The 25,556-nt window shown below is 57.6% G+C and carries 37 protein-coding genes; 17 read left to right on the top strand and 20 right to left on the bottom strand.

Going from position 1 to position 25,556, the window contains the following annotated elements; translation table 11 throughout:
* Positions 1–23: 23 nt before the first annotated feature.
* The 3 genes from psb28 to DXY37_RS07600 are packed head-to-tail and all read left to right on the top strand — an operon-like array spanning position 24 to position 2,487.
* A complete protein-coding gene (gene psb28 / locus DXY37_RS07610) occupies positions 24–413 on the top strand; it encodes a photosystem II reaction center protein Psb28 (protein ID WP_115126110.1) in 390 nt (129 codons plus the stop codon).
* Positions 410–1,489 (top strand): AI-2E family transporter, encoded by a 1,080-nt coding sequence (locus DXY37_RS07605; RefSeq protein WP_115126109.1) that lies wholly within the window; start codon positions 410–412, stop codon positions 1,487–1,489. The genes psb28 and DXY37_RS07605 overlap by 4 nt, the downstream gene beginning before the upstream one ends.
* Positions 1,486–2,487, top strand: a complete 1,002-nt coding sequence (locus DXY37_RS07600) for an AI-2E family transporter (RefSeq protein ID WP_115126108.1) — start codon at positions 1,486–1,488, stop codon at positions 2,485–2,487. Before DXY37_RS07605 ends, DXY37_RS07600 begins: the two co-directional genes overlap by 4 nt.
* 9 nt (positions 2,488–2,496) lie before the next feature.
* Here the strand turns inward: DXY37_RS07600 and DXY37_RS07595 are convergent, their stop codons facing one another.
* Positions 2,497–2,979, bottom strand: coding sequence for a flavin reductase family protein (locus DXY37_RS07595; RefSeq protein ID WP_115126107.1), 483 nt, complete (start codon positions 2,977–2,979; stop codon positions 2,497–2,499).
* Positions 2,980–3,130: 151 nt separating this feature from the next.
* Here DXY37_RS07595 and DXY37_RS07590 point away from each other — a divergent pair, with 151 nt between their 5' ends.
* The gene (locus DXY37_RS07590; protein ID WP_244276963.1) at positions 3,131–3,712 is read left to right on the top strand and encodes a hypothetical protein; all 582 of its coding nucleotides are present in this window, start codon (positions 3,131–3,133) and stop codon (positions 3,710–3,712) included.
* On the opposite strand, the gene DXY37_RS07585 is transcribed toward DXY37_RS07590, so the two are convergent.
* From DXY37_RS07585 to rsmA, 7 genes are all read right to left on the bottom strand, one after another.
* The gene (locus tag DXY37_RS07585; protein ID WP_371637999.1) at positions 3,684–3,947 is read right to left on the bottom strand and encodes a hypothetical protein; all 264 of its coding nucleotides are present in this window, start codon (positions 3,945–3,947) and stop codon (positions 3,684–3,686) included. The two genes, DXY37_RS07590 and DXY37_RS07585, sit on opposite strands and share 29 nt — an antisense overlap.
* Entirely contained in the window at positions 3,928–4,923 is a 996-nt protein-coding gene (secF, locus tag DXY37_RS07580) for a protein translocase subunit SecF (RefSeq protein ID WP_115126105.1), read from the bottom strand. Before secF ends, DXY37_RS07585 begins: the two co-directional genes overlap by 20 nt.
* 3 nt (positions 4,924–4,926) lie before the next feature.
* Positions 4,927–6,399, bottom strand: coding sequence for a protein translocase subunit SecD (gene secD, locus DXY37_RS07575; protein WP_115126463.1), 1,473 nt, complete (start codon positions 6,397–6,399; stop codon positions 4,927–4,929).
* Between the two features lie 3 nt (positions 6,400–6,402).
* Positions 6,403–7,386 (bottom strand): alpha-ketoacid dehydrogenase subunit beta, encoded by a 984-nt coding sequence (locus tag DXY37_RS07570; protein WP_115126104.1) that lies wholly within the window; start codon positions 7,384–7,386, stop codon positions 6,403–6,405.
* A 182-nt stretch (positions 7,387–7,568) separates the two neighbouring features.
* Complete coding sequence (locus DXY37_RS07565) at positions 7,569–7,874, bottom strand: DUF3082 domain-containing protein (protein WP_115126103.1); 306 nt, start codon at positions 7,872–7,874, stop codon at positions 7,569–7,571.
* Complete coding sequence (ispE, locus tag DXY37_RS07560; RefSeq protein WP_115126462.1) at positions 7,871–8,803, bottom strand: 4-(cytidine 5'-diphospho)-2-C-methyl-D-erythritol kinase; 933 nt, start codon at positions 8,801–8,803, stop codon at positions 7,871–7,873. Before ispE ends, DXY37_RS07565 begins: the two co-directional genes overlap by 4 nt.
* 150 nt (positions 8,804–8,953) lie before the next feature.
* Entirely contained in the window at positions 8,954–9,787 is an 834-nt protein-coding gene (gene rsmA, locus DXY37_RS07555) for a 16S rRNA (adenine(1518)-N(6)/adenine(1519)-N(6))-dimethyltransferase RsmA (RefSeq protein WP_115126102.1), read from the bottom strand.
* An 83-nt stretch (positions 9,788–9,870) separates the two neighbouring features.
* On the opposite strand from rsmA, the gene DXY37_RS07550 reads away from it, so the two are divergent.
* A complete protein-coding gene (locus tag DXY37_RS07550; protein ID WP_115126101.1) occupies positions 9,871–10,479 on the top strand; it encodes a uridine kinase in 609 nt (202 codons plus the stop codon).
* Here DXY37_RS07550 and DXY37_RS07545 read toward each other — a convergent pair.
* Positions 10,466–10,858 (bottom strand): YraN family protein, encoded by a 393-nt coding sequence (locus DXY37_RS07545; RefSeq protein WP_115126100.1) that lies wholly within the window; start codon positions 10,856–10,858, stop codon positions 10,466–10,468. The two genes, DXY37_RS07550 and DXY37_RS07545, sit on opposite strands and share 14 nt — an antisense overlap.
* Before the next feature lie 86 nt (positions 10,859–10,944).
* Between DXY37_RS07545 and DXY37_RS07540 the strand changes: the two genes are divergently transcribed.
* From DXY37_RS07540 to DXY37_RS07530, 3 genes are read left to right on the top strand one after another with little or no spacing between them, the layout of a single operon-like run.
* Positions 10,945–11,424 carry a pentapeptide repeat-containing protein gene (locus DXY37_RS07540; RefSeq protein ID WP_067097602.1) on the top strand — a complete coding sequence of 160 codons (480 nt, stop codon included), beginning with the start codon at positions 10,945–10,947 and terminating at the stop codon, positions 11,422–11,424.
* Positions 11,421–11,864, top strand: a complete 444-nt coding sequence (locus DXY37_RS07535) for a hypothetical protein (protein ID WP_115126099.1) — start codon at positions 11,421–11,423, stop codon at positions 11,862–11,864. The genes DXY37_RS07540 and DXY37_RS07535 overlap by 4 nt, the downstream gene beginning before the upstream one ends.
* A 12-nt stretch (positions 11,865–11,876) precedes the next feature.
* A complete protein-coding gene (locus tag DXY37_RS07530; RefSeq protein WP_115126098.1) occupies positions 11,877–12,311 on the top strand; it encodes a 23S rRNA (pseudouridine(1915)-N(3))-methyltransferase RlmH in 435 nt (144 codons plus the stop codon).
* 20 nt (positions 12,312–12,331) lie between these two features.
* Here DXY37_RS07530 and DXY37_RS07525 read toward each other — a convergent pair whose 3' ends face one another.
* Positions 12,332–12,724, bottom strand: coding sequence for a hypothetical protein (locus DXY37_RS07525; RefSeq protein WP_115126461.1), 393 nt, complete (start codon positions 12,722–12,724; stop codon positions 12,332–12,334).
* 99 nt (positions 12,725–12,823) lie between these two features.
* Between DXY37_RS07525 and DXY37_RS07520 the strand changes: the two genes are divergently transcribed.
* From DXY37_RS07520 to DXY37_RS07505, 4 genes are all read left to right on the top strand, one after another.
* Positions 12,824–13,516 (top strand): SGNH/GDSL hydrolase family protein, encoded by a 693-nt coding sequence (locus tag DXY37_RS07520; protein WP_115126097.1) that lies wholly within the window; start codon positions 12,824–12,826, stop codon positions 13,514–13,516.
* Between the two features lie 89 nt (positions 13,517–13,605).
* Positions 13,606–14,049 (top strand): LexA family transcriptional regulator, encoded by a 444-nt coding sequence (locus tag DXY37_RS07515; RefSeq protein WP_115126096.1) that lies wholly within the window; start codon positions 13,606–13,608, stop codon positions 14,047–14,049.
* A gap of 5 nt (positions 14,050–14,054) precedes the next feature.
* Positions 14,055–15,329 carry a Y-family DNA polymerase gene (locus DXY37_RS07510; RefSeq protein ID WP_115126095.1) on the top strand — a complete coding sequence of 425 codons (1,275 nt, stop codon included), beginning with the start codon at positions 14,055–14,057 and terminating at the stop codon, positions 15,327–15,329.
* Between the two features lie 53 nt (positions 15,330–15,382).
* Positions 15,383–16,288 carry a DUF481 domain-containing protein gene (locus DXY37_RS07505; RefSeq protein ID WP_244276961.1) on the top strand — a complete coding sequence of 302 codons (906 nt, stop codon included), beginning with the start codon at positions 15,383–15,385 and terminating at the stop codon, positions 16,286–16,288.
* Positions 16,289–16,301: 13 nt separating this feature from the next.
* Here the strand turns inward: DXY37_RS07505 and DXY37_RS07500 are convergent, their stop codons facing one another.
* Positions 16,302–16,550, bottom strand: a complete 249-nt coding sequence (locus DXY37_RS07500) for a hypothetical protein (RefSeq protein ID WP_244276959.1) — start codon at positions 16,548–16,550, stop codon at positions 16,302–16,304.
* Between the two features lie 219 nt (positions 16,551–16,769).
* The gene (locus DXY37_RS07495; protein WP_115126094.1) at positions 16,770–16,952 is read right to left on the bottom strand and encodes a hypothetical protein; all 183 of its coding nucleotides are present in this window, start codon (positions 16,950–16,952) and stop codon (positions 16,770–16,772) included.
* 197 nt (positions 16,953–17,149) lie between these two features.
* On the opposite strand from DXY37_RS07495, the gene DXY37_RS13325 reads away from it, so the two are divergent.
* From DXY37_RS13325 to DXY37_RS13320, 3 genes are all read left to right on the top strand, one after another.
* Positions 17,150–17,314 (top strand): hypothetical protein, encoded by a 165-nt coding sequence (locus DXY37_RS13325; RefSeq protein WP_170951815.1) that lies wholly within the window; start codon positions 17,150–17,152, stop codon positions 17,312–17,314.
* Positions 17,315–18,112: 798 nt separating this feature from the next.
* Positions 18,113–18,286: a high light inducible protein gene (locus tag DXY37_RS07485; protein ID WP_115126092.1), complete on the top strand. Its 174-nt coding sequence runs from the start codon at positions 18,113–18,115 to the stop codon at positions 18,284–18,286.
* Between the two features lie 71 nt (positions 18,287–18,357).
* The gene (locus tag DXY37_RS13320) at positions 18,358–18,570 is read left to right on the top strand and encodes a hypothetical protein (RefSeq protein WP_115126091.1); all 213 of its coding nucleotides are present in this window, start codon (positions 18,358–18,360) and stop codon (positions 18,568–18,570) included.
* A gap of 99 nt (positions 18,571–18,669) precedes the next feature.
* Here DXY37_RS13320 and DXY37_RS07475 read toward each other — a convergent pair whose 3' ends face one another.
* Positions 18,670–19,074: a hypothetical protein gene (locus DXY37_RS07475; RefSeq protein WP_136975572.1), complete on the bottom strand. Its 405-nt coding sequence runs from the start codon at positions 19,072–19,074 to the stop codon at positions 18,670–18,672.
* A gap of 237 nt (positions 19,075–19,311) precedes the next feature.
* Here DXY37_RS07475 and DXY37_RS07470 point away from each other — a divergent pair, with 237 nt between their 5' ends.
* Complete coding sequence (locus tag DXY37_RS07470; RefSeq protein WP_074160771.1) at positions 19,312–19,470, top strand: metallothionein; 159 nt, start codon at positions 19,312–19,314, stop codon at positions 19,468–19,470.
* 341 nt (positions 19,471–19,811) lie between these two features.
* On the opposite strand, the gene DXY37_RS13315 is transcribed toward DXY37_RS07470, so the two are convergent.
* The 6 genes from DXY37_RS13315 to DXY37_RS07445 all read right to left on the bottom strand — a co-directional run bounded on the left by DXY37_RS13315 (position 19,812) and on the right by DXY37_RS07445 (position 22,598).
* Complete coding sequence (locus tag DXY37_RS13315) at positions 19,812–19,967, bottom strand: hypothetical protein (RefSeq protein WP_170951814.1); 156 nt, start codon at positions 19,965–19,967, stop codon at positions 19,812–19,814.
* A gap of 519 nt (positions 19,968–20,486) precedes the next feature.
* Entirely contained in the window at positions 20,487–20,867 is a 381-nt protein-coding gene (locus tag DXY37_RS07460; RefSeq protein ID WP_244276957.1) for a thermonuclease family protein, read from the bottom strand.
* Positions 20,868–21,422: 555 nt separating this feature from the next.
* Positions 21,423–21,593 carry a DUF4278 domain-containing protein gene (locus DXY37_RS07455; RefSeq protein ID WP_115126088.1) on the bottom strand — a complete coding sequence of 57 codons (171 nt, stop codon included), beginning with the start codon at positions 21,591–21,593 and terminating at the stop codon, positions 21,423–21,425.
* 190 nt (positions 21,594–21,783) lie between these two features.
* Positions 21,784–21,915: a hypothetical protein gene (locus tag DXY37_RS13680; RefSeq protein ID WP_255359919.1), complete on the bottom strand. Its 132-nt coding sequence runs from the start codon at positions 21,913–21,915 to the stop codon at positions 21,784–21,786.
* A gap of 129 nt (positions 21,916–22,044) precedes the next feature.
* The gene (locus DXY37_RS07450; protein WP_067097922.1) at positions 22,045–22,341 is read right to left on the bottom strand and encodes a hypothetical protein; all 297 of its coding nucleotides are present in this window, start codon (positions 22,339–22,341) and stop codon (positions 22,045–22,047) included.
* Positions 22,341–22,598 carry a hypothetical protein gene (locus tag DXY37_RS07445; protein WP_115126087.1) on the bottom strand — a complete coding sequence of 86 codons (258 nt, stop codon included), beginning with the start codon at positions 22,596–22,598 and terminating at the stop codon, positions 22,341–22,343. The genes DXY37_RS07450 and DXY37_RS07445 overlap by 1 nt, the downstream gene beginning before the upstream one ends.
* A 96-nt stretch (positions 22,599–22,694) precedes the next feature.
* Here DXY37_RS07445 and DXY37_RS07440 point away from each other — a divergent pair, with 96 nt between their 5' ends.
* Positions 22,695–23,462, top strand: coding sequence for an SDR family oxidoreductase (locus DXY37_RS07440; protein WP_136975571.1), 768 nt, complete (start codon positions 22,695–22,697; stop codon positions 23,460–23,462).
* Between the two features lies 1 nt (position 23,463).
* Here the strand turns inward: DXY37_RS07440 and dnaG are convergent, their stop codons facing one another.
* On the bottom strand, positions 23,464–25,551 hold the full coding sequence (gene dnaG / locus DXY37_RS07435; protein WP_115126456.1) for a DNA primase: 2,088 nt from the start codon (positions 25,549–25,551) through the stop codon (positions 23,464–23,466).
* Between the last annotated feature and the right edge of the window lie 5 nt (positions 25,552–25,556).

The following is a 25,556-nucleotide window of genomic DNA, read 5'->3' as shown; positions in this document are numbered from 1 at the left end:
CCACACCTCCAAGTTGATGAACCATGGCTGAAGGCGACAAGGCGGCGATTCAGTTCTTCCGCGGCACAGACGAGCCCGTGGTTCCCGATATCCGCATGACGCGCAGCCGAGATGGTCGCACCGGGCAAGCCATCTTCGTCTTCGAAGAACCTCAGGCACTCGCACCGGAAACGATGGAAGCGATCGCCGGAATGTGGATGGTGGATGAAGAGGGTGAAATGGTTACCCGTGAAGTGAATGGCCGTTTCGTGAATGGCAAACCTTTTGCCCTGGAAGCGACCTACACCTGGAAAAGCGAAGCGGATTTCGAACGTTTCATGCGCTTTGCGCAACGTTATGCGGATTCCAACGGAATGGGTTATTCGCAGAACTCCGGCGACAATGACTCCAGCGAGGAAGGAACAGACGGGTGAAATTTCAGCACTGGCTCGGACTTGCGGCGTTGCTGACGTCCGGGCTGTTGCTCTGGAGCCTCCGCGAAGTCCTGATTCATCTGTTCGCGGCTGTGGTTGTCGCCATGGCGGTCTGCACCTTGGTGGGTGCCCTGCGCAGGCGATGGACGATTCAGAGGCCGTTGGCCCTGTTGATATGTCTACTCGGTCTGATGTTGATCGTGGCCCTTGCAGTGGCCGTGATCATTCCGCCGTTCTTTAGCCAGTTTCAACAGCTGCTCCAACAGCTTCCTGCTGCGGCACGCGAGCTCCAACAGATCGTGATGGGCTGGGTCAACCATGCCTCATCACTTGTTTATGGAGCAGGTGAGGCAACGAATGGCGGAGCAAGGCTCGTTCCCGGCAACCTTTCATCACTCCCCAACAGCACGGCTCTAACCTCTGGCGTGAGTGGTGGAATCAAGGGTTTGCTGGGTCTAGCCAGCAATCTCGGCAGCGGACTCGTTCAGCTGGTGTTCGTGTTCGCGGTGGCGCTGATGGTGGCGATCCAACCGGAGTCTTATCGCAATGTGGTCATTCAGTTAGTGCCTTCCTTCTACAGGAGGCGCGCCAAAACCATTCTTCTGCAGTGTGGAGAAGCTCTGAGCAGCTGGATGATCGGCGTGCTGATCAGTTCGCTTTGCGTGGGCTTACTAGCAGGGATCGGACTCTCTCTGCTTGGCGTGAAATTGGTGATGGCCAATGCCCTGCTGGCTGGCTTGCTCAACGTCATCCCCAATGTGGGGCCCACTCTCAGCACCGTGTTCCCGATGGCGGTGGCTCTGCTGGACGATCCCTGGAAGGCCGTAGCCGTGCTGGGGCTTTACGTGGTGATCCAGAACGTTGAAAGCTATGTGATCACTCCTTCAGTGATGCAACAGCAGGTGAACCTGCTTCCTGGACTCACACTTACGGCACAGTTCATTTTCACAGTTCTATTTGGACCCCTGGGTCTGTTGATGGCCCTGCCTCTGGCAGTGGTGATCCAAGTGCTGATCAGGGAAATCGTGATCCACGACCTGTTGGATCCCTGGAAGAAACGTCGCGCGGCCGCATGAACCCAAGCAATCTGCTGGCAGCTCTCACCCTTGTGGTGCTTGCTCTGCTGACCTGGCAGCTGCGCTGGGTGCTGCTGGTGCTGTTCGGTGCGGTTGTGCTGGCGGTAGCGCTTGATGTGCCCGTTCACCATTTGATCAAGCGCTACCGCCTACCACGTCCGATTGCGCTGCTGGCAGTGCTGCTGATCACAATCGTCGGAGGAGTGCTGGTTTTGCAACTGCTGCTGCCTCAGCTGATCAACCAGTTCGAACAGCTCACAACCCTGTTGCCTGTACTTTTCAGCCAGGTCCAGGCGCTGCTGTCCAATCAACCCCTGCTTGGAGAACTGGCACGAAGCCTGCCCGACCAGTTCAGCTGGGACCGCATCCAACCTTTCGGAGCTCAATTGCTCGGCGTTGCCGGAGGAGCGGCCAACGGTCTGGTTCAGGTGCTGCTGATGAGCCTGCTGGCGGTGCTGCTCGCCCTGGACCCCTCAGCACACAGACGCATTCTTGTCGCTGCAACACCGCGTCCTGCACGCGCATCGATGGAGGATCTCCTGGACCAGTGCCGGACTGCTCTTGGTGGGTGGCTGGCTGGCATGACTCTCTCCGCCCTGGCGATGTTTCTTTGCACCTGGGCAGGTCTGGCAATTCTGCGCATTCCTCTGGCTCTGCTCTCTGCCCTGGTCTGTGGACTTCTGACCTTCGTGCCGACAATCGGGCCCACAGCGGCAACGCTTCTACCTCTCAGCCTGGCGCTGATGATTTCACCGGGAACGATGTTTCAAGTGTTGGTGCTGCGGCTGACACTGCAGAACCTGGAAGCCTTCGTGCTCACACCGCTGTTGCTCAGGCGGACCGTGAATCTGCTTCCCACAGTGGCTCTCACCTCCCAGCTGAGCTTGGGTGCTCTGCTGGGAATACCTGGCGTGTTGCTGGCGCTGCCACTGGTTGTGGTGCTTCAGGTGGGGATGGAGCAGGTCGTGGTCAAGCAGATCATGGACCGCTGGAGCTAACAGAATCCGTTAACCGCCGTACTGCCAGCCGGTGGTGCTCAGCTCCAGGGCGTCTCCATCACGGTGGAGCACTGCTGATTTCACCTCTCCGATGAACACGGTGTGATCACCGTGGGGCAGCTCACCCACCACTTCGCACTCAACACCACCCAGTGCATCCTTCAAAATCGGCAGACCTAGGGAGCCCAGCTCAAAGGGCGCAACCTCAAAACGGCCGCCCACTGCCGACTGGGGCTTGAAGAATGTCGCAGCCAGATTCTTCTGGTCGGCGGCCAGCACGTTCAGAGAAAAACGACGTGTGCGCTGGATCATGCCGTTGCTGGTGCTGTCGGCACGAACTCCCATCACCACCAGAGGCGGCTCAAACGATCCCTGGGTGACCCAGCTGGCCGTAAATCCGTTTACCTCATCACCCTCGGCGACGCCGCAGATGAACAGGCCATGGGGAATTTTCCGCAACAGTGTCTTCTTGGCGTCCAGATCAAGCGACATGGCGGTTTGTACTCACGATGGGAGCAGAATAGGCAAAACGGCGACAGCACAACGTCTCAGCGCTGCAGACACCAGAAAGAGACTGCTAGTTTTCATCGGATTTTGAGCAGGATCTCTGGATCGGCCCTCCTCCCTGAGTGTGTTCGCAACGGTGGCCGGAAGCGGAGTACTGGGCCTTCTGATCTACGCCGGCTTTTTTTACGCCAACCTTCGTCGAACCAGTTCCATAGAGGAGCCCCAGGAGCTTCGCCCCTCCTATTCATCGCAAGCGCAGGCCAAGCAGGAAGCCGAACGCTGGATCACGGAGGGGGGCACCTTCACCGTCACGACCACACAACGCGTTCGCAAGACAATCCCCCTCACCCGCCAGGAACGACGCAAACTCGAGCTTTTGGCGGATGAAAAGCGCAGAGGCCAGATTGAGGCGGACTTTGAAGCCTGTCTCGATCAAGCGGCAACGGATCTCGCTAAAGAGCTCTGTTCCTTTCAGCAATTACCGCCCGACGCGACTTCGACGGCAACGGGGGCCGGTGGGCTCAGCGATCTTCCCACCACCAAAGTTATCGAGGACGTTCGTGTTGAGACCAGTCAACGCCCGCGCCGAACATGCACCCCTGTGAGCTCTTATCGACGCTTCAACTGCATTGAATTCGACGTTGCCAGAAATGCACAATTGACAGCTGCAAAGCAGAACTCTCTGGACATCAAGGGTTATCGACAGTTTCGTTACTGACGCGCCGACGGCGCGGGCCGAAGCGGCTCCAGAGTGAAGGTTGCAACACCAGCACCACCACGGCGAGCAGGTGATGTCGCACAGCAAAGATCAGAGCCGTCAGGGTCACCTGATCCGCTAGCAGTCGCAATTCCGTTCTGAGATCAATCAGAGCCAGGATCAGCAACAACAGCGGTATCCAGCGCTGAGAGCGAACTGATGCTGTTGCTGCGCGATCAGGCACTAGCAGCTGCACCAGATCGGGATGGCCAGATGCTTAACAGAGAAGGGGCCAAGGCAATACTGGACCAGCTGCCAACGATCACTCCCAGTGCCAGAGCAATGGCGAACCAGTAGAGCGTTGAACCACCGAAGAGGATGAGGGCAACCAGGGGCAGAAGTGTGGTGCCGCTCGTGTAAATGGTTCTGGTCAGCGTGGCTGACACAGCACGGTCAACCTGCACGGAGAGGGGAAGGTCACCATCCATGCGCTGGCGCTCGCGAATTCTGTCGAAAACGACAACGGTGTCGTTCACGGAATATCCAGCGATGGTCAGCAGAGCCACGGCAAACAAGCTGTCAACCTCAAGCCGTGTGGTGAGGCCGAGCCAGGCGAAGACGCCGCAAACGATCACGATGTCGTGAGCCAAGGCCACCAGGGCCAGAAAGGCATAGCGAGGGTCGTAGCGAACGGTGATGTACAGCGCAATTCCCGTAAAGGCGACCAGCAGGGAAATCAAACTGCTGCGCAGCAACTGTCCACCAAGGCTGGGACCGATGGTGTCAACGGACTGACCTCCAGGCTCAAAGGGTCCAGCCACCGTTTCAAGTGCTTCGATCACAGCCTGTCCCTGGCCTGCGGAGAGGGCTGGCATCCGCACAACAATCGACTGACCGCCATCGAGGAGCTGAACGCGAGCGTTGTCCAACTTGGGCAGTGCTTTCCCATCCTGAACCGGAAGCTTGATCTGCTGAAGCTCAGATTCAACAGCGACGGTGCTGAGCTGATCGCAGGTGTCAGCGCAGCTGCGCTCCAGCTGGATCTGAGTTCCACCGGTGAAGTCGAGACCTGGCCTCAGAGGCAATCCGATCTGAGGGTCAGTCCAGCTGAGCACAATCCCGATCAGGCTCAGCAGCAGGCAGACAGCGGACACCAACCAGACCTGCCGTCGACGACTGGTCAGGGGGAAGCGCAGAGGTCGCTCATCAAATGCGAGTGATGTGAAAGCCATGGCTCAGGACGCTGTCGTGGGAAGTTGCCTTGCCGGCAGGAAGTTCGTCGGACGCCGCAAGCCCTGATAGCTCATCAGGAAACGCAGCAGCGTGCGTGTACAGGTCAGAGCCGTGAACAGACTCAGCAAAACACCAATGCCGAGAGTCGCCGCGAAGCCCTTCACCAGTCCGGTGCCTAGGAAGAAGAGGGCTGCACAACTGATCAAGGTGGTCAGGTGACCATCAACAATCGATGAAAACGCCTGGGAGAATCCCGTTTCAATGGAGCGGATCAGGGTGTTGCCTCGCCGGAGTTCGTCCTTGACGCGCTCGAAGATCAGCACGTTGGCATCCACTGCCATGCCAATGCTCAAGATGAAACCAGCGATACCCGGCAGCGTCAACGTGACAGGAATCAGGGCATAGACCGCGAGATTGAACAGGGCATAGAGGCTGAGGGCCATCACCGCCACAGCACCTGCAAGCCGGTAAATCAGCAGCATGAAAATGCCGACCAACACAAGACCTGAAAGGGCGGCGATCAGGCTGCGACGGACATTCTCCGAACCAAGAGATGGTCCGATGGTGCGCACCTCAAGGATTTCCACCGGCAAGGGCAACGAACCACCCCGCAGTTGAACTTCGAGATCGCGGGCGTCTTCAGCTGTGAAGTTGCCGGAAATTGACGCCGTGCCTCCTGAAATTCCAGCAGCTTTGTACTGGGGACCGACGCTGGCTTCACTGATGAGTTCACCATCAAGAGCGATTCCCAGCAGGCGGCCTGTGCCGGCGATCGACTGGGTGAGTTCGGCGAATTTCTCGCCACCCTCAGCGTTGAAATTCAGGGTCACCTCCCAGCCAGAGCCGTTCTGTTGTTGCTGACGACCTGCACTGACCAGTTGCTTACCCGTGAAGGCCGTGGGCTCGAACCGATCAAGAATTTCCTGATTGGTGCGCGCGAGCAACTGCTCCAGCTGCTCCGTCTCCGTTGTTGCCGTTCCATCAAGACCCAGTTCTTTCTGGCGTCTGGCGAGCTCGTCCTGCTCAACGGAATCAAGCTCAGACGCATCATCGTCCGAACGCGTGGCCAGCACGCTCTGCAGCTGGCCTCTCAGCTGTCGAAGGCTTTGCACATCCTCCTGAGTGCCTTCCTTCTGAGCCTTGAACTCGAGCAAGGCTGTGCTTCCGAGAACGTCTGCGGCGCGGGTCGGATCGGTGACGCCCGGCAGCTGCAGCACGAGCTGATCATCACCAACGGTCTGCAGCGTGGATTCAGCCACACCAAGACCGTTGACGCGGCGATCGAGCACCGCCTTCACCGCTTCCATCTGCTCGGCGCCGATGGTGGTGATCTCTCCGGCCGGCTGGACCTCCAGTGTGAGCTGACTGCCCCCACGCAAATCAAGTCCGAGCTGCAGCGGGAAGCTGGAAAGAACTGCAGCTGCAGCGATGGCAAGCGCAAGGATGAGGGCAAACCAGCCCTGTTGACGGGCCATCAATCAGAGCCCCTCACGAACAATGGTCTGAGCCGCTTCGACGATCTGATGCGGCTGAATGATGGTCAGATTCTCGAGATTGCCGTTGTAGGGGGTGGGGATGTCCTGGCTGGATAGCCGGATCGGCCGGGCATCGAGCTCATCGAAACAGTGCTCGGTGATCAGAGCGATCAACTCGGCACCGATACCACCGGTCTTCATGCACTCCTCCACAACGATCACCTTGTGGGTCTTGCGGATCGAGCGGGCAATGGTCTCCATATCAAAGGGCTTGAGGCTGATCAGATCGATCAGTTCGGCGTTGATCCCATCGGCCTCGAGCTGCTCCACAGCCTTGAGGCAGTGATGACGCATGCGTGAGTAGGTCAGGATCGTGATGTCACTACCCTCCTTGACCAGATCGGCCTGATCGAGGGCGCAGGTGTAGTCGCCGTCTGGCAGTTCTTCCGTGAGGTTGTAGAGCAGCACATGCTCGAAGAACAGAACCGGATTGTTGTCGCGGATGGCGGCCTTCATCAGGCCCTTCGCATTGGTCGGAGTGCTGCAAGCCACAATCTTGATGCCGGGCACAGCATGGAAATAAGCCTCGAGCCGCTGACTGTGCTCGGCGCCAAGTTGTCGACCGACACCACCCGGGCCACGCACAACCGTGGGGATCGTGAAATTGCCGCCGCTTGTGTAGCGCAGCATCCCCATGTTGTTTGAGATCTGATTGAAGGCCAGCAGCAGGAATCCCATATTCATGCCCTCCACGATCGGCCTCAGGCCTGTCATCGCGGCACCCACAGCCATGCCGGTGAAACTGTTCTCGGCAATCGGGGTATCGAGGACCCTCAGTTCCCCGTATTTCTCGTAGAGATCCTTGGTGACTTTGTAAGAACCGCCGTAATGGCCGACGTCCTCTCCCATCACACAAACATGGGGATCACGGGCCATTTCCTCATCGATGGCTTCGCGAAGTGCGTTAAAGAGAAGCGTCCCTGCCACGGCGTTGCTGCAATCCCGGCAATGCCGGCGTCAGCGGCCAAGCTATCTCAGTCCAGGGGTGTTCAGCCTCCGGCTGCAAAGGTCGCCAGCAGCAGCACCGACAGAAGCAGACCTGGAGACAGCAGCAACACGAGCTGACCGAGATCGTGGGGGGTCATGGTTGCGAAGGCTCTGCGCTGAGGCTAGGCAGCGTCAACGGTGTCTTTCATGAAAAGACTGCGAAGAAACACCAGGAACAAGCCAATCCCGATGAAGGCAAAGCTGAATGTGGCCAGAAAACACATTCCGATGAACAGCGTTTTCATGGCAGACGCGATGTTCTGCGCTGTGGTGCTGCTGAAATTTGACGAGTGCGTCGAGAGATAAATCACGACTTTTTTGCTCAAGCCGAAACTCAACCAGGCCAGAACCAGACTGGTGATCGATCCGGACAGGAAACTGAGGGGCCCTTTGCGGGGTTTGGCTGTGGCTGCGTTGCTGTCACTCATGCCGCCAGCTTGACGCCATAGGGGAGCAGGGAACAACTCCAGGATTGCAGTCCCTCCGCTTCAAACTGCGCAGCAGCATGAAGACGGGCTTGTTCAGCAGCGCTGAAGTCTGGAAACAGAGCAAAGCAACTCGGGCCGGAACCACTCATGGCCACTCGCAACTGCCCTGGCAATGCGTTCAAGAGCGCCAGCGCAGTGCGGACCGAGGGCGTCTGCGGAGCCACAACAGCCTGAAGGTCGTTACGCAAAGGCGGAGGCAATTCGATTCGTAGGGGCCTCAGCCAAGCAGAGGTTCGAAGCAACTCACGACGTTGCTCAAAGGCTGCCTCACCCTCGAGATAGAGATGAAAACGTTCTCGCTTGCATTCGCCATAGGCCCACGGCGTCGACACGCTGATGGATGGATCCTTCACCAGCAGAACGCCAAGCGGCGCAGACACTCCAGGCAGAACCTCAAGCCGTTCTCCGCGGCCGAAACAGAGCTGGGTGCCGCCGCCAATGCAGAACGGCATATCGGATCCAAGATCAGCAGCCAGCATCTCGAGCTGAGAGGCACTGAGGCCGAGGCCCCAGAGCGTGTTCAGGCCAACCAGTGCTGCTGCCCCATCACTGGAGCCTCCCGCAAGACCGGCGCCGATGGGAATGCGCTTGCGCAGATGCATCCGTGCACCCAACTCCCCGTATCCGGATCGCTCACGCAGCAGCCTGGCCGCCCGCATGATCAGGTTGTCGTCTCCGCAACTGAGTCCTGGTTGATCACAGCTGAGGGAAAGCGTTCCGTCGGCAGTGTTCTCACACTCGAACTGATCGGCGAGATCAATGCTCTGCATCACCATGGCGAGTTCGTGGAACCCGTCATCCCGCAGGCCCAGCACCTCGAGATGCAGATTGATCTTGGCCGGAGCTCTGACGCAGACCGGAGCCGTCATGAACAGGACAAAGCGAAGTCGGCCGGACTCCGACCCGAAAGTGGAGGCTAAACCACGGCCAGAGCCCAGTGTTGACAAGGGATCGAAGACAAGATGTCTGGTGGATTGCTCATCCACAACAGGCGCAGACGCTGACCCGGGCTTAGCGGCTCACTCGGATGCGTCCGCTGCTCTTAAGCCCCTGGCTAAGGCCACCCAGTTTTCCGGTGCCACGTCCTGAGGCCTCTGCTGCAGATCAATGCCGGCCTGCTGTGCCAGCGCCTGAAGCAGATCCGGCGGTTTGACACTGGCAAGGGTGTTACGCAGCATCTTGCGTCGAGCCAGAAACGCCTGTTTGAGCAATCGTTCCACCCCACGGCAGAGCTCGGGATCTGGGCGCTGATCCGCCGTCAGGGGGTCAAGTCTGATCACCTCGGATTGAACCTTCGGAGGCGGCTGAAAGCAACGCGGCGGCACAGGGCAAACGGTTTGGCAACGGGCCAGAAGCTGCAAACGCACACTGAGAGCACTGAAACTGCTGTGTCCGGCACGGGCTCGAATGCGCTCTGCCACCTCTTTCTGGACGAGCAAGATGAGCCGCTCGTAGGGCGGATCAACGGGCCGATCCAGACGACCAATCAGCCGATCGAGCAAGGGGCCAGTGATGTTGTACGGAATATTCGCCACCACCTTGGAGGCCGGAGAACCGTCAGGAAGTGTCAGAGGAACGTTGAGAACATCGCCCTCACAGAGTGAAAACCGCGATTGGGCTCCGTATCGCTCGGTCAGACCTGACACAAGATCTCGGTCCAGCTCGATCGCATGCACCAATGCGGCAGGACTCCTGAGCAGTCGTTCGGTCAGAGCACCCCGTCCTGGTCCCACCTCGAGAACACGGTCCCCCTCCAGGAGTTCTGCCGACTCGAGAATCCGATCTAGAACCCGTTCATCCCGCAGCCAGTGCTGTCCAAACCTTTTGCGGGCCGTATGTCCTGCGAAGCTCATGTCATGCGGGCCATGGGTTCACTGTGCACCAGCGCAGAGGGCGCGGAACGCGATGATGAGGGTGTTGAGATCTGGCGCGGTTGATGAACAGATCTGCCCAGCTGATCTGTATCGCTGGCCCATCCGCAGCAGGCAAGACCCACTTCAGTGAGGAGCTGAAAACGTCGCTCGCGCAAAGCGGGATTGCTGCTGTGGTGATCGGCTTCGACGATTACTACCGCGAGCACTGGACACCGGATTCGATCTATGGATTCGACACAGTCGATGCAATCGACAGGGATGCACTGATCGACGATGTTCAGGCCCTGCTCGAACGCCGTCTGCAGCATCGACGCCGTTACGACATGAGCACCAGGGACGTCAGCTGGGAGTCTTTCAACGAGATCTGGGATGTTGTGCTCCTGGAGGGTGCGTTCGGCCCCCAACTGCTGATGGATCATCTCGATCCTGATCTTCTGATTTATCTGAACGCATCCCTGCCGATCAGGGTGATTCGCCGCCTGCGCCGTGACGTACGCGAACGCCAGCGAACCCCCCTGTCGGTCTTGCGTCAGTCAGTGATGCAGATGCTGCCGGGAGAGCGGCGGTTCATCCATCCGCTGAGACGTTCGGCTGATCTGGTGATCCGCGATCTTCCAACGGGTCTTCCGCTGGCTGTGAAACGGATTGAAGGTCTGATCAAGAGATCCTGAACTCCGGCACCCTGATCCAGCGCACAGTCCTGGAGCTGGGTGGCAGCGGCACCAGCGCTAGCACCACCTCGAGATGCCCCTGATCACACCAGGGGTGACAGGACTGCCAACAGGCAAGCGTTCGGGCCAGTCGTCGGCGCTTGGACCTGGCAAAAGCTCTCATTCCCCAGCCATCAAGACCACATCGACGCCTGGCTTTGACCTCCACCAGCAGCAGACGGAGACCTGAGCGGCCCGATTTGACCATCATCAGATCCAGTTCCCCGTAACGACAGCTCCAGCGCTCAGCCAGGCAACGCCAGCCACGGCGTTTCAACAGATTGAGAGCACGAAGTTCTGCCCATCGACCGGGATCGCTCTTCGCATCAACAGCGCACAAGACTCGACTCCCTGGATTCTCGAAGTGTTCCCCCCTTAAGCCAGGAATCAGGCCCCCTAGGCTTGGGCCACGCTTTTGATCCGCTGATGCAACGACATCTGCTGGCCTTCCTGCTTGCTCTCGTCCTGCTCATTGGTCTGCCTCTGCAGCCGGTGCAGGCCGCGATGGACTACGCCAAACAGGTGCTGATCGGTGCTGATTTCTCCAACCGGGAGATGCAGGGGGTGACCTTCAACCTCACCAACCTGCGAGAAGCTGATCTCTCTGGCAGCGATCTGCGGGGCGCCAGTCTCTACGGAGCCAAGCTTCAGGACGCCAACCTCACAGGAACCAATCTGCGCGATGCCACGTTGGATTCAGCAGTGCTTGATGGCACCAACCTCACAGATGCCGTTCTGGAGGATGCTTTTGCCTTCAACACCCGATTCATCAATGTGACGATCACCGGTGCCGACTTCACCAACGTGCCGTTTCGCGGCGACGCACTGAAAACACTCTGCGCCGCTGCTGATGGCACCAACCCTGTGACCGGCCGCGACACCCGTGACACCCTCGGCTGCCCATGAGCTTCGATCCCCGCAGTCTTGAACGGCTCAGGCAACTGGGACGGCAGCTTCCTGAGCCCATCCCTGCACCAGAAGCCGAAACTCAACGTTCTGCAAAAACCAGCCGACCGCGCCACAGAGTCGAAACCGAGCAGGACCCCAAAGCGCTGTTTCATGAACTAATGCAGGTGAGCCAGGACGGCACCGTTCCTGAGCACCTGATGGCGAGATTGCGGGATGCAGAAGAACGGGTCGACAGTGAGCGACGCCAGAAGCTGAATGCGCCATCCCCCTTGACGCAGGATTCGGCCTCCCAAGCAGCGGTCCCCACCCGCTCGACCGGCAAGGGCAAGAACACCCGCCCTCAACGCCGTGATGTGGTGCCTGGCAGCGAAGAGGACAGCCTATATGTGGCTTTTGGGCAGATGTTTCTCGAGGAACAAGACGACGAAACGGAGTAACGCCGCTGTGCCATGAACATCTCCCGATACCGGATCATCGCGGTCGGAAAAGTGCGCAAGCGATGGGTTCAGGACGGTGTGGAGCTCTACCTCAAGCGCCTGCCTGGGCTAACCATCACTGAATTGCGTGACAGCAGCCGTGACAAGGAGGTCGAAGCGATCCGTCAGGCCTTGCGTCCCGATGAGTTGCCGGTGCTGCTGATGGAGCAGGGCAACACCCTGACATCGGTGGACTTCGCTGATCGTTTACGGGACTTTGGCTCCGAGCGCCTGGCCTTTGTGATCGGTGGCGCTGACGGCTTCACCGATGCATTCAAGAGCTCAGCCCGTTGGCAACTGAGCCTTTCACCCCTGACCTTTCCCCATGAGCTGGCGCGATTGCTGCTGGTTGAGCAGCTCTACAGAGCCCAGTCGATCCTGCAGGGGAGTCCTTATCACCGGGCCTAAAACCAACACCAACATGAGGTTCAGGCTGGCCAGGCACTGAGTGCGACAGCTTCGAATTTGGCGATGCTCATGGTCCAGGCGCGCCCACAGATGGTTTGAAGACTCGCCTGAAAGGCCTCGGTGTCGCCACTGTTGAGCCAGTCGGCTTTGAGCCTGGGGAGGTCTTCCGGCAGACACTCCATCGGCAATTCCACCAGCAGCAGACTCTCCACGCCGCAGGCGCGACGTAACGGCCCCTCATCACTGCGCTGCCACAAACGCAGCAGCAATTCCAGGGCCAGCGAATGGGCCACCTGCGTGGGCTGCTCCGCAGCAGCGGCTTCTGCACTGAGGGAACGCCCGGCCAGCGGCAGAGCCCTCTTCCCCTCCTGCTCGATCAGGGCGAGGGCAACGAGATATGGAGCAGCAGCCATCACGACAACGTCAGTGAGCGCATCCTCTCCGGTCAAGGCCGCGATGGCGCCGAATGCGGATCATGGCTGAACTGGATTTGCGCAGACAACCTGCCGTTCATGACAGCACCAGCTCAGGAGCCGAAGACCATTCTCTGCTTCGGCGACTCCAACACCTGGGGATTCAACCCCGACGGTGGTGGGCGACTGCCCCACGACACACGCTGGCCAAATCAGTTGGAGCAGCAGCTCAACCAGCGTGCGTCCGGCCAGACCTGGCGAACGATTGAGGACGGTCTCAATTCCCGCACCTGGCTGCTCGACGATCCCATCGGCGCAGCCAGGTATGGCGCGCAATACAGCTGCAGCGGCCGCTCAGGCCTGATGACGTCGTTGCACAGTCACAAACCCATCAACATGGTGATCCTGGCGCTGGGCTGCAACGACTCCAAGGACTATCTCAACCTGTCCGCCGAGCAGATCGCTGATGGCGCCCGCATCCTGATGCATGACATCCGCAGCGCGCTCAACTGTGGCCCGCGCGAGCGACCCGACCGGCCCCCCAACATCTTGCTGATGACACCACCGTTGGTGAAGATCACGGCACAGTCGCTGGCCTGGGGATTCGATGGCGCCGACACGAAATCCCAGGCATTAGCCAGCTGCTATCTCCAGCTCGCCGACGAACTGGAGGTGCTGGCTTTCGATGTTCAGACCGTGGCCAGCCCCTCACCCCTTGATGGCATCCATTTCGATAGCCAGGCCCAGTCTGCAATCGCTTCAGGCCTGGCGGATCTCATCGCCCCAACCTGAACGCAGAGCACAACCAACCGCCAACCACCAGCCAGTTGAATAGAACACCTGTACTATTTTATGCATGTCGGGCTGTTGAACCCATGGCAATGGAGATCGATCGCTCCTTTCTCCAGCCACCGCAACCCCTAAGCCCCCAACGAACGTCAAGGCAGCTGCCACTGGCCGGAGAGCGGGTGGCCGCAGGCTTCCCTTCTCCTGCAGAGGACTACGTGGATGTGGGGATTGACCTCAACGACCAACTGATCCGTCATCCCACCAGCACCTTTTTCCTGCGTGTTAGCGGCGACTCCATGACCGGTGACGGCATTCACGACGGCGACCTTCTGGTTGTGGACCGCAGCCTTGACCCCCACCCCGGACGCGTGGTGGTGGCTGTTCTCGATGGCGGCTTCACCCTCAAGCGCTTGGTCCGCCATCACGGCCGACTGCGCCTGGAAGCAGCCAATCCCAACTATCCACCTCTTGATCTGCGGTCCTGCAACGACGTGCAGATCTGGGGGGTTGCCATTCATGTGATTCATCCCCTCTGAACGCCATGGCTCAGGTCACCGCGCTCATCGACGCCAACAACTTCTATGCCTCCTGCGAGCAGAGCCTGGATCCAGCCCTGATCGGCCGCCCCGTGGTGGTGCTCTCCAACAACGACGGCTGCATCGTGGCCCGCAGCGCCGAAGCCCGTGCACTCGGCATTGCCATGGGCACTCCGTATTTCAAGGCCAAGCAGACACTGGAACGGTGCGGAGTGGTGGTGCGCAGTTCGAACTACGCCCTTTACGCCGACATGAGCCAGCGGCTGATGAGCCTTCTGGAGAGTCAGGTGGAGGAGCTGGAGGTGTATTCCATCGATGAAGCCTTCGCTCGCATCAGTCGTCCAACGGCGGTAGATCTACGGCCCTGGGGCCGGCAACTGCGTGCCCTGGTCCGTCGCAATCTGGGACTGCCAATCGCCATCGGCCTGGGAGCCAGCAAAGGCCAGGCGAAGCTGGCGAACCGTCTCGCCAAGGTGGAGGCCAGCCATGCAGGCCTGTTCGATCTGGGGCACTGCAGCCATCGGGACCATTGGCTGGAAACGATCGCCATCGAAGACGTGTGGGGAATCGGTCGCAAACTCGCTGCCTGGTGCCGACTGCGTGGTGTGCGCAACGCCAGGGAACTGCGAGACATGGCCAGCGGCCCCCTGCGGGCCAAAGCGGGTGTGGTCGGCCTGCGCTTGCAGAGGGAACTCCAGGGGCATGCCTGTCTTCCCCTCGATCTGGCCCCATCCCCGAAGCAGGAAACCTGTGTCAGCAGAAGCTTCAGTCGACCCATCACGTCTCTGGCGGAGCTGCAAGAAGCTGTGGCGACCTACGTGGTGCGTGCCGCGGAAAAGCTGCGCAAACAGCAGCAACGCGCCGCCTCTCTAAGCGTGTACACCCGCACCAGCCCGTTCGCGCCTGGTTTCTACAGCCGCAGCGCCAGCACCCATCTGGACCTGCCCAGCAACGACACCCAGATGCTGCTGAACGCCGCGCTGCCACTGGTGGAACGGATCTTCCAGCCCCACCGTCAGCTTGCCAAGGCCGGGGTGCTGATGGAGCACCTGCAGGACACGGAACAACTGCAGCATCACCTGCTGGTGCCTTGCAGTGCAGCACACCTGCAACGGCGAGACACGCTGATGAACACCATCGACGGTCTCAACCGCCGTTATGGACGCGGCACCGTGCAGTGGGCCGCCTGCGGCCTGCATTCCGACTGGTCGATGCGACGGGAACGGCTGGGCCGGGCCGCCACCACACGACTGAGCGATGTACCCGTGGTCCAGGCCTGAACAACAGCAACAGGGTTCTATGAAAAAATCTGGCCTCTATCGATGGAAGGGTTGTGTTGCGGCGAATCCCGATCATTGCTGCGGGTGCTGTCCTGCTAGGGGCCACAGCGACTGTCGCCGAGCAGGTCACCCTCAAGCTGAGCAACGGCGACACGCTGCACGGGGAGCTGATCCCTTCCGAAAGCACAGACACCACAACGGTGCTGCAGCACCCAGTGCTGGGAAAGCTGAGCATCCCGAAAACGGCGCTGATGCCCGAACCAAAACCGAAAGCATGGAAGCTGAGTCTCTCCGGGGGAGTGACGGGATCCAATACCGACAACGATCTCGACGCCGGGGGAACAGCACAGCTCGACACGAGCTACACCTCAGGCGCCGACAAAGTCTCGTTGAAAGTAAATGCCCAGTACGAGGTCTCCCGTGACAAGGGAGAGACCAGCAACTCAACAGACACCAATGAAGGCGACGCTGAACTGCGCTACATCCGCAGCTTGAATAGTCGTTTGCACGCCTATGCAGGTGCACACTTCAACTACGACACACTGAACTTCAGCGGAACCGACGCATTTGAAAGCTCAATTGGCCTCGGTTACGACCTGATCAAGACCTCAAAAACACGGCTCACCGTGTCCCTTGGTCCCTCCATTGAACAAATCTGGGGAGGGGATGGATGCAACGCAGATCCAGTCTGTGGACAGACCTTCGCAGCAACAACAGCGAGAGCTGAACTGGAATGGAAGCCCAGCTCTGCCACCAGCCTCACGCTGACCAATACCTATACCGGGGCATACGTGAACGGAATCTCAACCAACAACATCTTTTCGATCGCGCTGAAAGTCTTCCCCATGAACAATCAGCGCCTGTTCACATCCCTGAACGGCCAAACGATCTACAACGAACTGCGCAGTCCAAAGGTCAACAACAACATCTCCATCCAGGTGGGGGTGAAGCTGGACTGAGCATTAGCGGACGTCATGGAGATGACTCAGGCCAGATGGTTTTGCATTGCGGATCTCTCGACAGTGCAGCGGATTTCGCTCGCTCTGTTTCTTCTGGATCGAGGTAGTGCGCCGCCAACAGCAAAATCAAACGCTTCAAGGCCTTTGATCCCTGATCGGCAGTGAGCCAACCCAATCCGTAATAGGTGCAAGTGGCATCAAGCCAACCCTTGGCTTCACCCTGCAATCTGAGCTCCAGATCATCCATGGCCGGAATGGCCATCACCGGAGAAGCACAAAGACAAGAAGCAGCAGTGAGAGCAATCAAAAAACGATGGATTGAACAACAACGTCTGAGGACATGTTGCAGTAACCACAGTTGAGTAAACCGAACGATCGCCACCGCGGAAAGCAAGGCAAGAGCCTTAAATATCGCAACAGACCCAAGCAGCGATCGAGCCAAGAGCTTCGACTCCTTCCTGCCACAACACGTGCTAAGCGCTTAAACCGTGAGCTGCAGTGACTGCTCGGCCAAGGCCCGGAAAATCTCCTGCTTCTTGCATTCAAGGAAATCCTGCTCGTTGGGATCGCCGCCCGGCCAATGACGCAGCGCATCGCAGGTTGTCTTGTATTCCAACCTCAGAGCGTTCAAGTCGTACGAGAAGGTGGCAATAGGCTCGTTCATGGGGCACACGAGATGATGAAGAGATTATTACAAGTTTTCATGCTGCCTTGACGTAGCAGCAGCAACAGTATCCATTTTTCGCAAGGGAAACTAGGTGGCCGTTGAGCTTTTCGCGAGCCGCAGCTGTGCGGATATCTCCGTCACGGACAACAACAAGATTTCGCGATGGTTTCGTTGTTCTTTTTTCGCTTGTTCGAATGACTTACGAGATCCGCAACTGGGCCGTCATTGCTGCCGCCATGGAGAAGCAAGGCGCCACTGATAGCCAGATGTATCGACGCGCAAAGGCTATGGCCAACGGCAGCATTGATCCGATGCCGACAAGCTATCCCGCCGCTCCTTACAGCATTTCAGTGGCCTGAGCCTTTCAAGGTCGGTTCAAATCCTGGGGAGGCCAACGAACAAGCCTCCCTTTTTGATGCGTTGCATTAGCCAGGGGCTTCACCAAGGTGCGCGAAAGGGCCGACCTGGGTTACACCTGAAAGAACCGCTTTTGGTGCTATGCCGTCAATCGACAAGAACGCAACGCAACAGAAGAAATCTGAGGCCTCAAAACCGCTCACTCTGCTGGCCCGTCCCGTGTATCCGGGGACACGCGGGACACCCCACACCAACAACTGAAGAACGATTGCCGGACTTCAAAGCGCTGGCATCCAAGGGGCTACAGACAACAGCCCCTTGGATGCCATCAACGTGGACTGAAACCATCCTTAAACGAGGAAGAGTCGCGGCATGAACAAGAAGAACAGGACAAATTCCTGGATCCATATCGAAACATTTAACGAGACGCATTCCTGGAAGCGAACCTGAACGTTCTTCCTCCTGTTGGCAACGCATCACATCTCAAATGCGACGGTCGTATTCCTGAATCAGACACGGATGAACACCGGCACAGTCCATCGATACGGTCAAAACCAGAAGCGAGCGGCGACTCGAAAGTAGCTTGAACATGGGCAACCCAGCATCACGATGCGCGTCTGAGCAATCACCCCAACCAATCCTTGAAACAGCTTCAGAGAATCCATGAAGTACACAGAAAAAGATGGTGCGTACAACCTGATTCAGGCAAGCAATCACAAATGACACGACACGCGCTTTTGGCACAACGACCAACAGATCGCCGCCCTTAAGGTTTGCTCAATAATTGATCAGCACGTTTTTTGTTAACCCCAAATTCACCACTGGGTCCAAGGCAGACAACTGCTGACCCTGTCAATCTCTACACCGAACGTCTCAATGGACGTATGGCCATGCTGGGGCTGGCCATCGGAGTAACCGTGGAAGCACTCACCGGCAAAGGCATCCTCAACCAGGTGTTTGGTCTATTCAGCTAACCCGATTGGGTTGAAGTTCCGATGCTCTTCAACGGTCCATGAGCTACGACTGAAGGATCGGTGCGTTGACCATGACCGAACTCTTCAACAGACCATCTACAAGTCGTGATTCAGAGGTTTTGATTCATCTTTCCGAATGGCTTGAGAAGATCTGCATGCAGATGCTGTTGACCCTGGCGTTATGGCCGCTGAAGTTGATGTACAAGCGTCCGAGGCCAGAAGAGTCATGGCCGGCCTGGCAAGCCAATCAAAAACTCTGCAGAGCTGACCAGCGTTACTGCTGAACGGACATCAACTGAGATCCCAACCACTCTCCAAGGTGAGCTGCTCTAAGGTCTTCTGCTTGAAACAGCGCACATCACCCAAACGAGGGAAGCCATCGTTCAAACCGTGGGAGTTGTCTTGGCTTGAATTTCGCAGGTTGCGGTCAGAGGAGGAGCGGCCAAACCCCGAATATCACTGGTTAAATCACCGGTTGAACGATCCAAAACGTTGGAAAGGTATGACCCCGTGTAGGGCAGCTCTTTCCCAAACCGCACGTGCTCAGGTGTAAACGAGGCTGGATATTCCGTACTGCTGCGGAATTCAGGCTTGTAAACCCAAGCTTTACCAGCCTTCTCATCAAGCGTGATTTCCCAGATGGTTCCATCCAATCCGGAGACATCACAACGCAGATACACCTGATCGGCTTGGGCAGGGTTGAACAATCCCTCCATTACTGCAAGCGCCACCACCCCAATCAGGCCGGCAACCGCAGAACCCATAACTACCCGAGCGCGACTGTCCATTCACCAAAACAAGTTGGTGCAAGAGTCCTCGATCTCGATGCAGAACACATCCCCCCAGCGAGTGATCGTGCCTCCTGGCGATCAGTAGAAATCCTGAACAGCTTCATCTGCCAACGCTCGCTAGCACCCGGGTCAGTGGCCTCTGCACTGAGCTGAAGCATGGGAGAAGAACACCCACTTGGGGGATGAGCCTCAACACAACCTGTCCTAGAAAGGGATGAGTGATGAGGTCTACCCATGGCGATCCCAACCCCAACATGTGCCTGTGAGCCCTGCGATTGCACAATTGCTCCAGACTCTGCAGTCGAAAAAGATGGAAAGCTGTTCTGTTCTCAGCCTTGCGCTGATGGACATGCCGGCGGAGATCAATGCTGCACCAGCTGCGAGTGCTGTTGATTCCTGAGCAAAGTCCATGAAGAAAAAACCCACCCAGCAAGCGCCAACGGGATGGGGCCCTGAGTGCTGCTGGGCTTGCTGATGGTCATGGCCAAGTCTTCTGGAAGGGTCAATCAGCCATGGCAGAAGAACAACTCAAAGCCTTTCTTGAAAAAGTCACCCGAAGATGTTGTGACTAACGCTTGATGCGAGGCTCCAGACCTGGCGTTCCGGCCTCCTTTTGAAGATCAACACCCCCTTTGAATCGTCAAGTGGCTGAACCATCAGAATCAAGGCAGGTCCATGCTGAATGATCGACGTTTCATGGCTCACTCAACGATTTTCACTGAATTTCTCTTATCTCACGAAAAACTCTCCACAACTGAGCCAATCGTCGATGCAAGAATAAAAAATGTACTCACAGCGATAAAAACTCCAATGAGAACTGTTGGATTAACATCGCTGACCGCTTCTTCACTCAGAGCCTGAGTGTTGACATTAGCAAGCTTGTCTTCCATACAAATCATTCTTACTATCCTCAGTTTACAAGATAAAACCGTTGGATATTAACAGCGGCAATCAAGATAACCAAAAGGCATGGCCGCCGTTAAGATTGATCGAACTAAAAGAAGCATTCGCGATCGTTCAATGTTGGATTATGTAAGTTGCTTCACAAAACAACAACAAGGCTGCCAGTTGTTGTTGTTTTGAATGATTGATTGAGAATTAAAGCTACTTTAGGGTTGACCAGAATACCCTTTCACTGCCTGAGTGAATCTTGAGGCTTCAGTGATCACTGCATGGGGGGGGATCAGCCTGACCGGAGTCAGTGGTTGGTGCAATTTCGGCAGGTCAAAACTTGCGGAGCTCACGCTGCCGTCCAGTCCTCGACGGGCGCTGAATTGAATCCTGCTGACCAGTTGTCGTTTCTGCTGATGGCATGTCGTTGTCGCAGCGAGGTTCTTTGATTGCCAGAAAAATGACAGCAACGGCAAGCAGTGCAACAGCAATCGAATGAATCGGCGCAGTTTTGTTGTTCATGAGGCCCAAGAACATTGGTCTGCGTAACGCCAATCGATCCGGGCATATCCACTGGAAATCATGACCAACTGCACATTCATCTCGTCGACAAACAGCTCAGCGACAGTCCGGCCATAACGGTCGATCGTGATGCGTCGAAGCCCGACGGATCGTCCCACAACCATCCCGCGAAGGTGATCCCGGGCAGCCCTCGCGGGAACAGGATCAGCCCGTTTTCCCCTCAGTTCAGGGGTATCGATGCAGGCCAGCCGAATCCTCTCGCCATCGGTTGTTCGGCAGGTATCACCGTCGTAGCAGTCGCTGATGGTCACACTCTCAGGAGCTGCCGTTTGAGCTGGCGATGCAAGCATCACCGTCGCCAGCAACTGGATTGCCATCGATCGAAGCTGCATCAGATCTGGCCTGCATCTGAGCTTGAGCAAGCCATTTCCACTATTGGGGGTTTTGCCATCCAAGGCAATGCGCGATTCGACCGATGCCAAAAACGCCTCTGCGGGTGGAGAGTGAGGCCACGCAATCGGAGGAACCAAGCTTGGTCGACACTCCACCTGAGCAGATCGCAGAAGCAGACTGACTTCTGGCCCCTGCTCCAACAGTCTCAACAATAACCTGGGTTGGTCGTTTGGTTAGGTACACATCAGATACGTCACGCCAATCGACGCTCCACTCGCACCGCCCTAGGTGCCCTCGGAGACAACGACCCGACACCTAGAGCGCATGGCCCCAGGGCGCCTCTAGCCAGAAGCTTCGACCCCTTCCTTTCTCGACAAGCGATGGGTTGAACAATGCACAAACGAGCGACTTAGGCCGTCTTTCCACCGGGAAGGGCGGCCTTCCTCTTTGGTCCGATCACTCGAAGCGCGGCATCAGATTCAGAGCTGGGCAATAAAAATGCCTCGCCAAAGCGAGGCATCTCATCAATTGTCGCTAGATCATCTGGCGTAGAAGACACCGCGATAAGCAAGCTGGGGGTGAAGCTCACGAGCTGCCTTCTGGCGACGAGCGTTGTAGTGCTCGCGCCGGTAGGTGAGTTCAACACACTGCTTTTGCACAGCAGTGTGTTGAGGGGTGTAGGTCTGACCTCTGTAAATAAGAGCTGTCATGGATGGTTCCTCGAAGCAAGTTCAGGTCCCCGTTCCTTGGCCTGAATCGAACTGCGCCTCTCCGAAAAGAGGTGAACGTGTTGGTAGCTGTTACTACAGACGTTTTATAAGACAACTCTCAAGGGGTTGGTCGTTCGAGTGGATACAAAACGGACCAATTCCCCCTGCACCGGCAGCTTCACTGGTTTGGTCAGATATGGGGATAGGCATTTGCCAAGCCCCAAACCGCCAAGGCTGTAATCGAGGCAAAGGTCATGGCCGCCCAGGCCGCTGTACTCGAGCTGGAGCTTTTCGACAGTGGCAGTTGAATTTTGCGGGCCATCAAATCACAGTTCAATCATCTCCGTAGTGGCTCATTCCATCCCCGATCGCCAGTTATATCAGTGAGCCCTAACCATTGAGGCTTTCAATCAAGAGAGCAGCTGGTTTTTAGAAAGCTTCAGGTCTTTGATTAGACAGGGCAAACCAACTGCACCGCATTGGATCTTGAGGAGAACAAGAGCACAAAATTGTCGCCATGGCCATTTAATCCAGTTTGCTCACGCAGCAAATCAGTACTGGCCAGAGCCAGGCCACAGGTCTCGCAAAACAACACCGGCAATGTTGCAGCACTGCCCTGCATGGCCTGAAGGTCTAAAGCCTGCCGAACTGCACGCTGCGATCGTTCAAGACCGAGTCGCTCCACCAGAGCAGGCCAGAGATCGTTCACCGGTGCGCTGGCCGCGAAATCAACGGATGGATGAGACATCAGACAGGCAGCTGTTCAATCGCCACCACAATCATCTGCGGTGAAACCTCAATCACATCCAGAGGATCCTGGTTATCGAGATAAGCCTCGAATGACGAAAAACGTTCAATCCGGGGAGCCGCCTCCTTCGCTGCACAGGCCGCAATCCAGTCGTTGTCGTCAGGCTTGACGGTCACATAGGCCTGCAAAGCCTCCTCCAGGTCACCGCCATCACCGATGCCCTCCCCATGCCAGAACGCTTCGAAGAATTCAGACATCGGACACGGGGAACGACCGTTTTGATCATGACTCCGACCCGAGCCGCTGCCCAGTGCCTAGACGCTCAAGAATGGGGATAAAGGACGCGCAGAACGATGCAGGATTCGCTGTTCAGGCTTGATGGTCAGGTGGCACTAGTCACGGGATGCCGCAGAGGCATTGGCCAAGCCATGGCGGATGCACTGGCTGAAGCAGGAGCCGACATTGTTGGAATCAGCGCCTCACTCAACCCTGACAACAGTGAGGTGGGAGACGTGATTCGCAAGCGTGGCCGTCGATTTTCTGGTTTTCGCTGCGACCTCAGCGACCGCAATGCTGTTGACAGCGTGCTCGAACAGGTTCTGAGCCAACATCCAGTCATCGACGTGCTGGTGAACAATGCCGGCATCGTGCGTCGGGCGCCGGCAGAGAAACACAGCGATGAGCTCTGGGACACGGTGCTGGAAGTCAACCTCAGTGCACAGTTCAGAGTGAGTCGCCGGATCGGAACGCTGATGCTGGAGCGAGGCAAGGGCAGCATCATTTCCACCGCCTCGATCCTTAGTGATCAGGGTGGATTGAATGTGGCCAGCTACGCCGCCAGCAAAGCAGGCCTGGCCAACCTCACGCGCTCACTGGCCAATGAATGGGCTGGACGCGGCGTAAGGGTGAACGCCATTGCACCCGGATACGTGAAAACGGAAATGACCGAAGCGCTGCAGTCGGATCCACTGAGATCCAGGCAGATTCTGGAACGCATCCCCGCTGGTCGCCTGGGATCACCTGATGACCTGCGCGGCCCGGTGGTGTTTCTCGCCAGTAATGCCTCGCGCTACGTGAATGGAGAGACATTGGTCGTGGATGGCGGTTGGATGGGTCGTTAACTCAACCGTTGACTGAAGCTGCAGGTTCGGAGCTGGTGTCCGAGGCATAGCCGGCACAGCGCTGTTGATCGAGATGTTGGATGTGTCGACGTTCGGTGTAATACAGCTCCTGAAAACGCAGGGCTTCAGCGTTGAGGTCATCGAACATGGTGTGGATGCGCTGCTCCATATCGACTTCCATCTCAACAGCAGGAGCTGACTGCTCCTCTTTCTCCTGCTCGATTAAGACGGCAATGCAACGCTCCAGAGTTTGCAGACGCTGGCCAGTCCAGGCTTCCAGCAAATGCCGGCAACGTTTATTGCTCTTCTGACGTTCAAGCATCGCTGCCGTTCCACGCAGCTGATCCATCGGCCGGGCCAAGGCAACACGCTGCAATTCATCCGGTTCGAGCAGTGGCGTCAGACGCGTCACCAGATCACTGTTGTCCAGCAGGAGCTGATCCGTGAGCAGTCGGGGCAGATCGAGGTCTGCCAATTCGTCGCCGCGATCCTCACCGCGACAGATCGCTTCCAGACGCACACTGCCAAGATTGCCTTCCTCTAGATCCGTGATGCCAGACCAGAGCAGACGATGATGCTGCAGCGCGAAATCCTCGAGCTCCCGACTCCTCAGTTCCTGGCGGATGCCAGCCCGATGGGACGGGCAATGCAAATAGAGCAGAAGGATCTCAGCTTCTGAACGTTCACGCTGGGAAGCTTCGCCAGCCTTCTCATGTCGGCTGGAGCGGCCGTGCCAGCGCTGACCTTGAACCTGCTGGCGGAGATCGTCTTCAAGCTGTAAAGCCAGACGGCCCTGCCCACCGCTGAGGCGCTCGGCCACCTGCTGGATGTAGTGGGTGCGGATGGCGGATTGGGGAAGCTTGCCCAGCAACGCAACCAGCGAAGCCACCGAACGTTGAAACTGATCTGCCTTACTGAGATCCCTTCCCTCAAGGACCTGTTCGATCTGCCAGTCGAGCCAGAGCGGCGCCTGGTCCAGCAGAGCCCGATAGTCACCAGCGCCATGCTCCTTGAGAAATTCATCGGGGTCCTTACCGGATGGAAGGTGCAGGACCCTCAACTCCAGTTGTCCCTGGAGTGCCAGCTGCTCCACCTCACCGATCGCTCGGTTGGCGGCTCGCACGCCGGCACCATCGGCATCGAAATTCAGAACAATCCGCTTGCCATCACTGCATCGACACAGCTGGGTGATCTGTTGACTGCTGAGAGCGGTGCCCAGAGAGGCCACCGCATTGGTGACACCTGCGGCATGCAGGGCAATCACATCGAAATAGCCCTCCACAACAACAGCACGATCGTCCTTGCGGATTGCGGATGAGGCCCGGTCAAGTCCGAATAGGTGCTTGCCCTTCTCGAACACATCCGTTTCAGGTGAGTTGAGGTACTTGGGCTCACTGCCATCGAGGCTGCGGCCACCGAAGCCGATCACCCGCCCCTGACGATCACGAATGGGAACAATGACCCGATGGCGGAAGCGGTCATAAAAACCGTTCCCTCCTTTACGGGGAACCACCAGTCCTGCTGCCTCGAGCAGTTCTGGAGGCAATCCCTCCACTTGCTGCAGATGCTTAAGCAGGCCATCCCACTGATCAGGCGCGTAACCCAGCTCGAACTGATCAAGGGTGGTTTCGCTCAGCCCGCGGGTCTCGCGCAGATAGCGAAGTGCATCAGCACCGGCGTCTGTTCTGAGCTGTGCACGAAACCAGCCGGAAGCCAATGCAAGCGCTCGGTGCAGCTTGTCGCGGCGAGACAGCTGTTGTTTGAGTTTCTCCTGCTGCGGACCATCGACGGTCTCCACCGGCAGTTGATATCGGCGGGCAAGGTCAAGCACCACCTCGCTGAAGCTCTGACGTTGAAACTCCATCAGGAACTTGATGGAGTTTCCTCCTGCGCCGCATGAGAAGCAGTAATAGAACTGCTTGGCGGGAGACACCGTCATCGACGGCTTGCTGTCGTCGTGGAACGGGCAGATTCCGACGAACTCACGACCCTTTTTCTTGAGCACTACATGCTCACCAACAACGTCCACGATGTCGGCGCGTTCCTTAACGGCCTCGATGGTGCGTGGGTGAAGTCGGGGGCTGACCATCGAAC

The organism is Synechococcus sp. GEYO (assembly GCF_900473955.1).
GTDB lineage: Bacteria > Cyanobacteriota > Cyanobacteriia > PCC-6307 > Cyanobiaceae > Synechococcus_C.
Note: the sequence above shows the minus strand (reverse complement) of the source record. Positions and strands in the feature narration are given on the sequence as shown.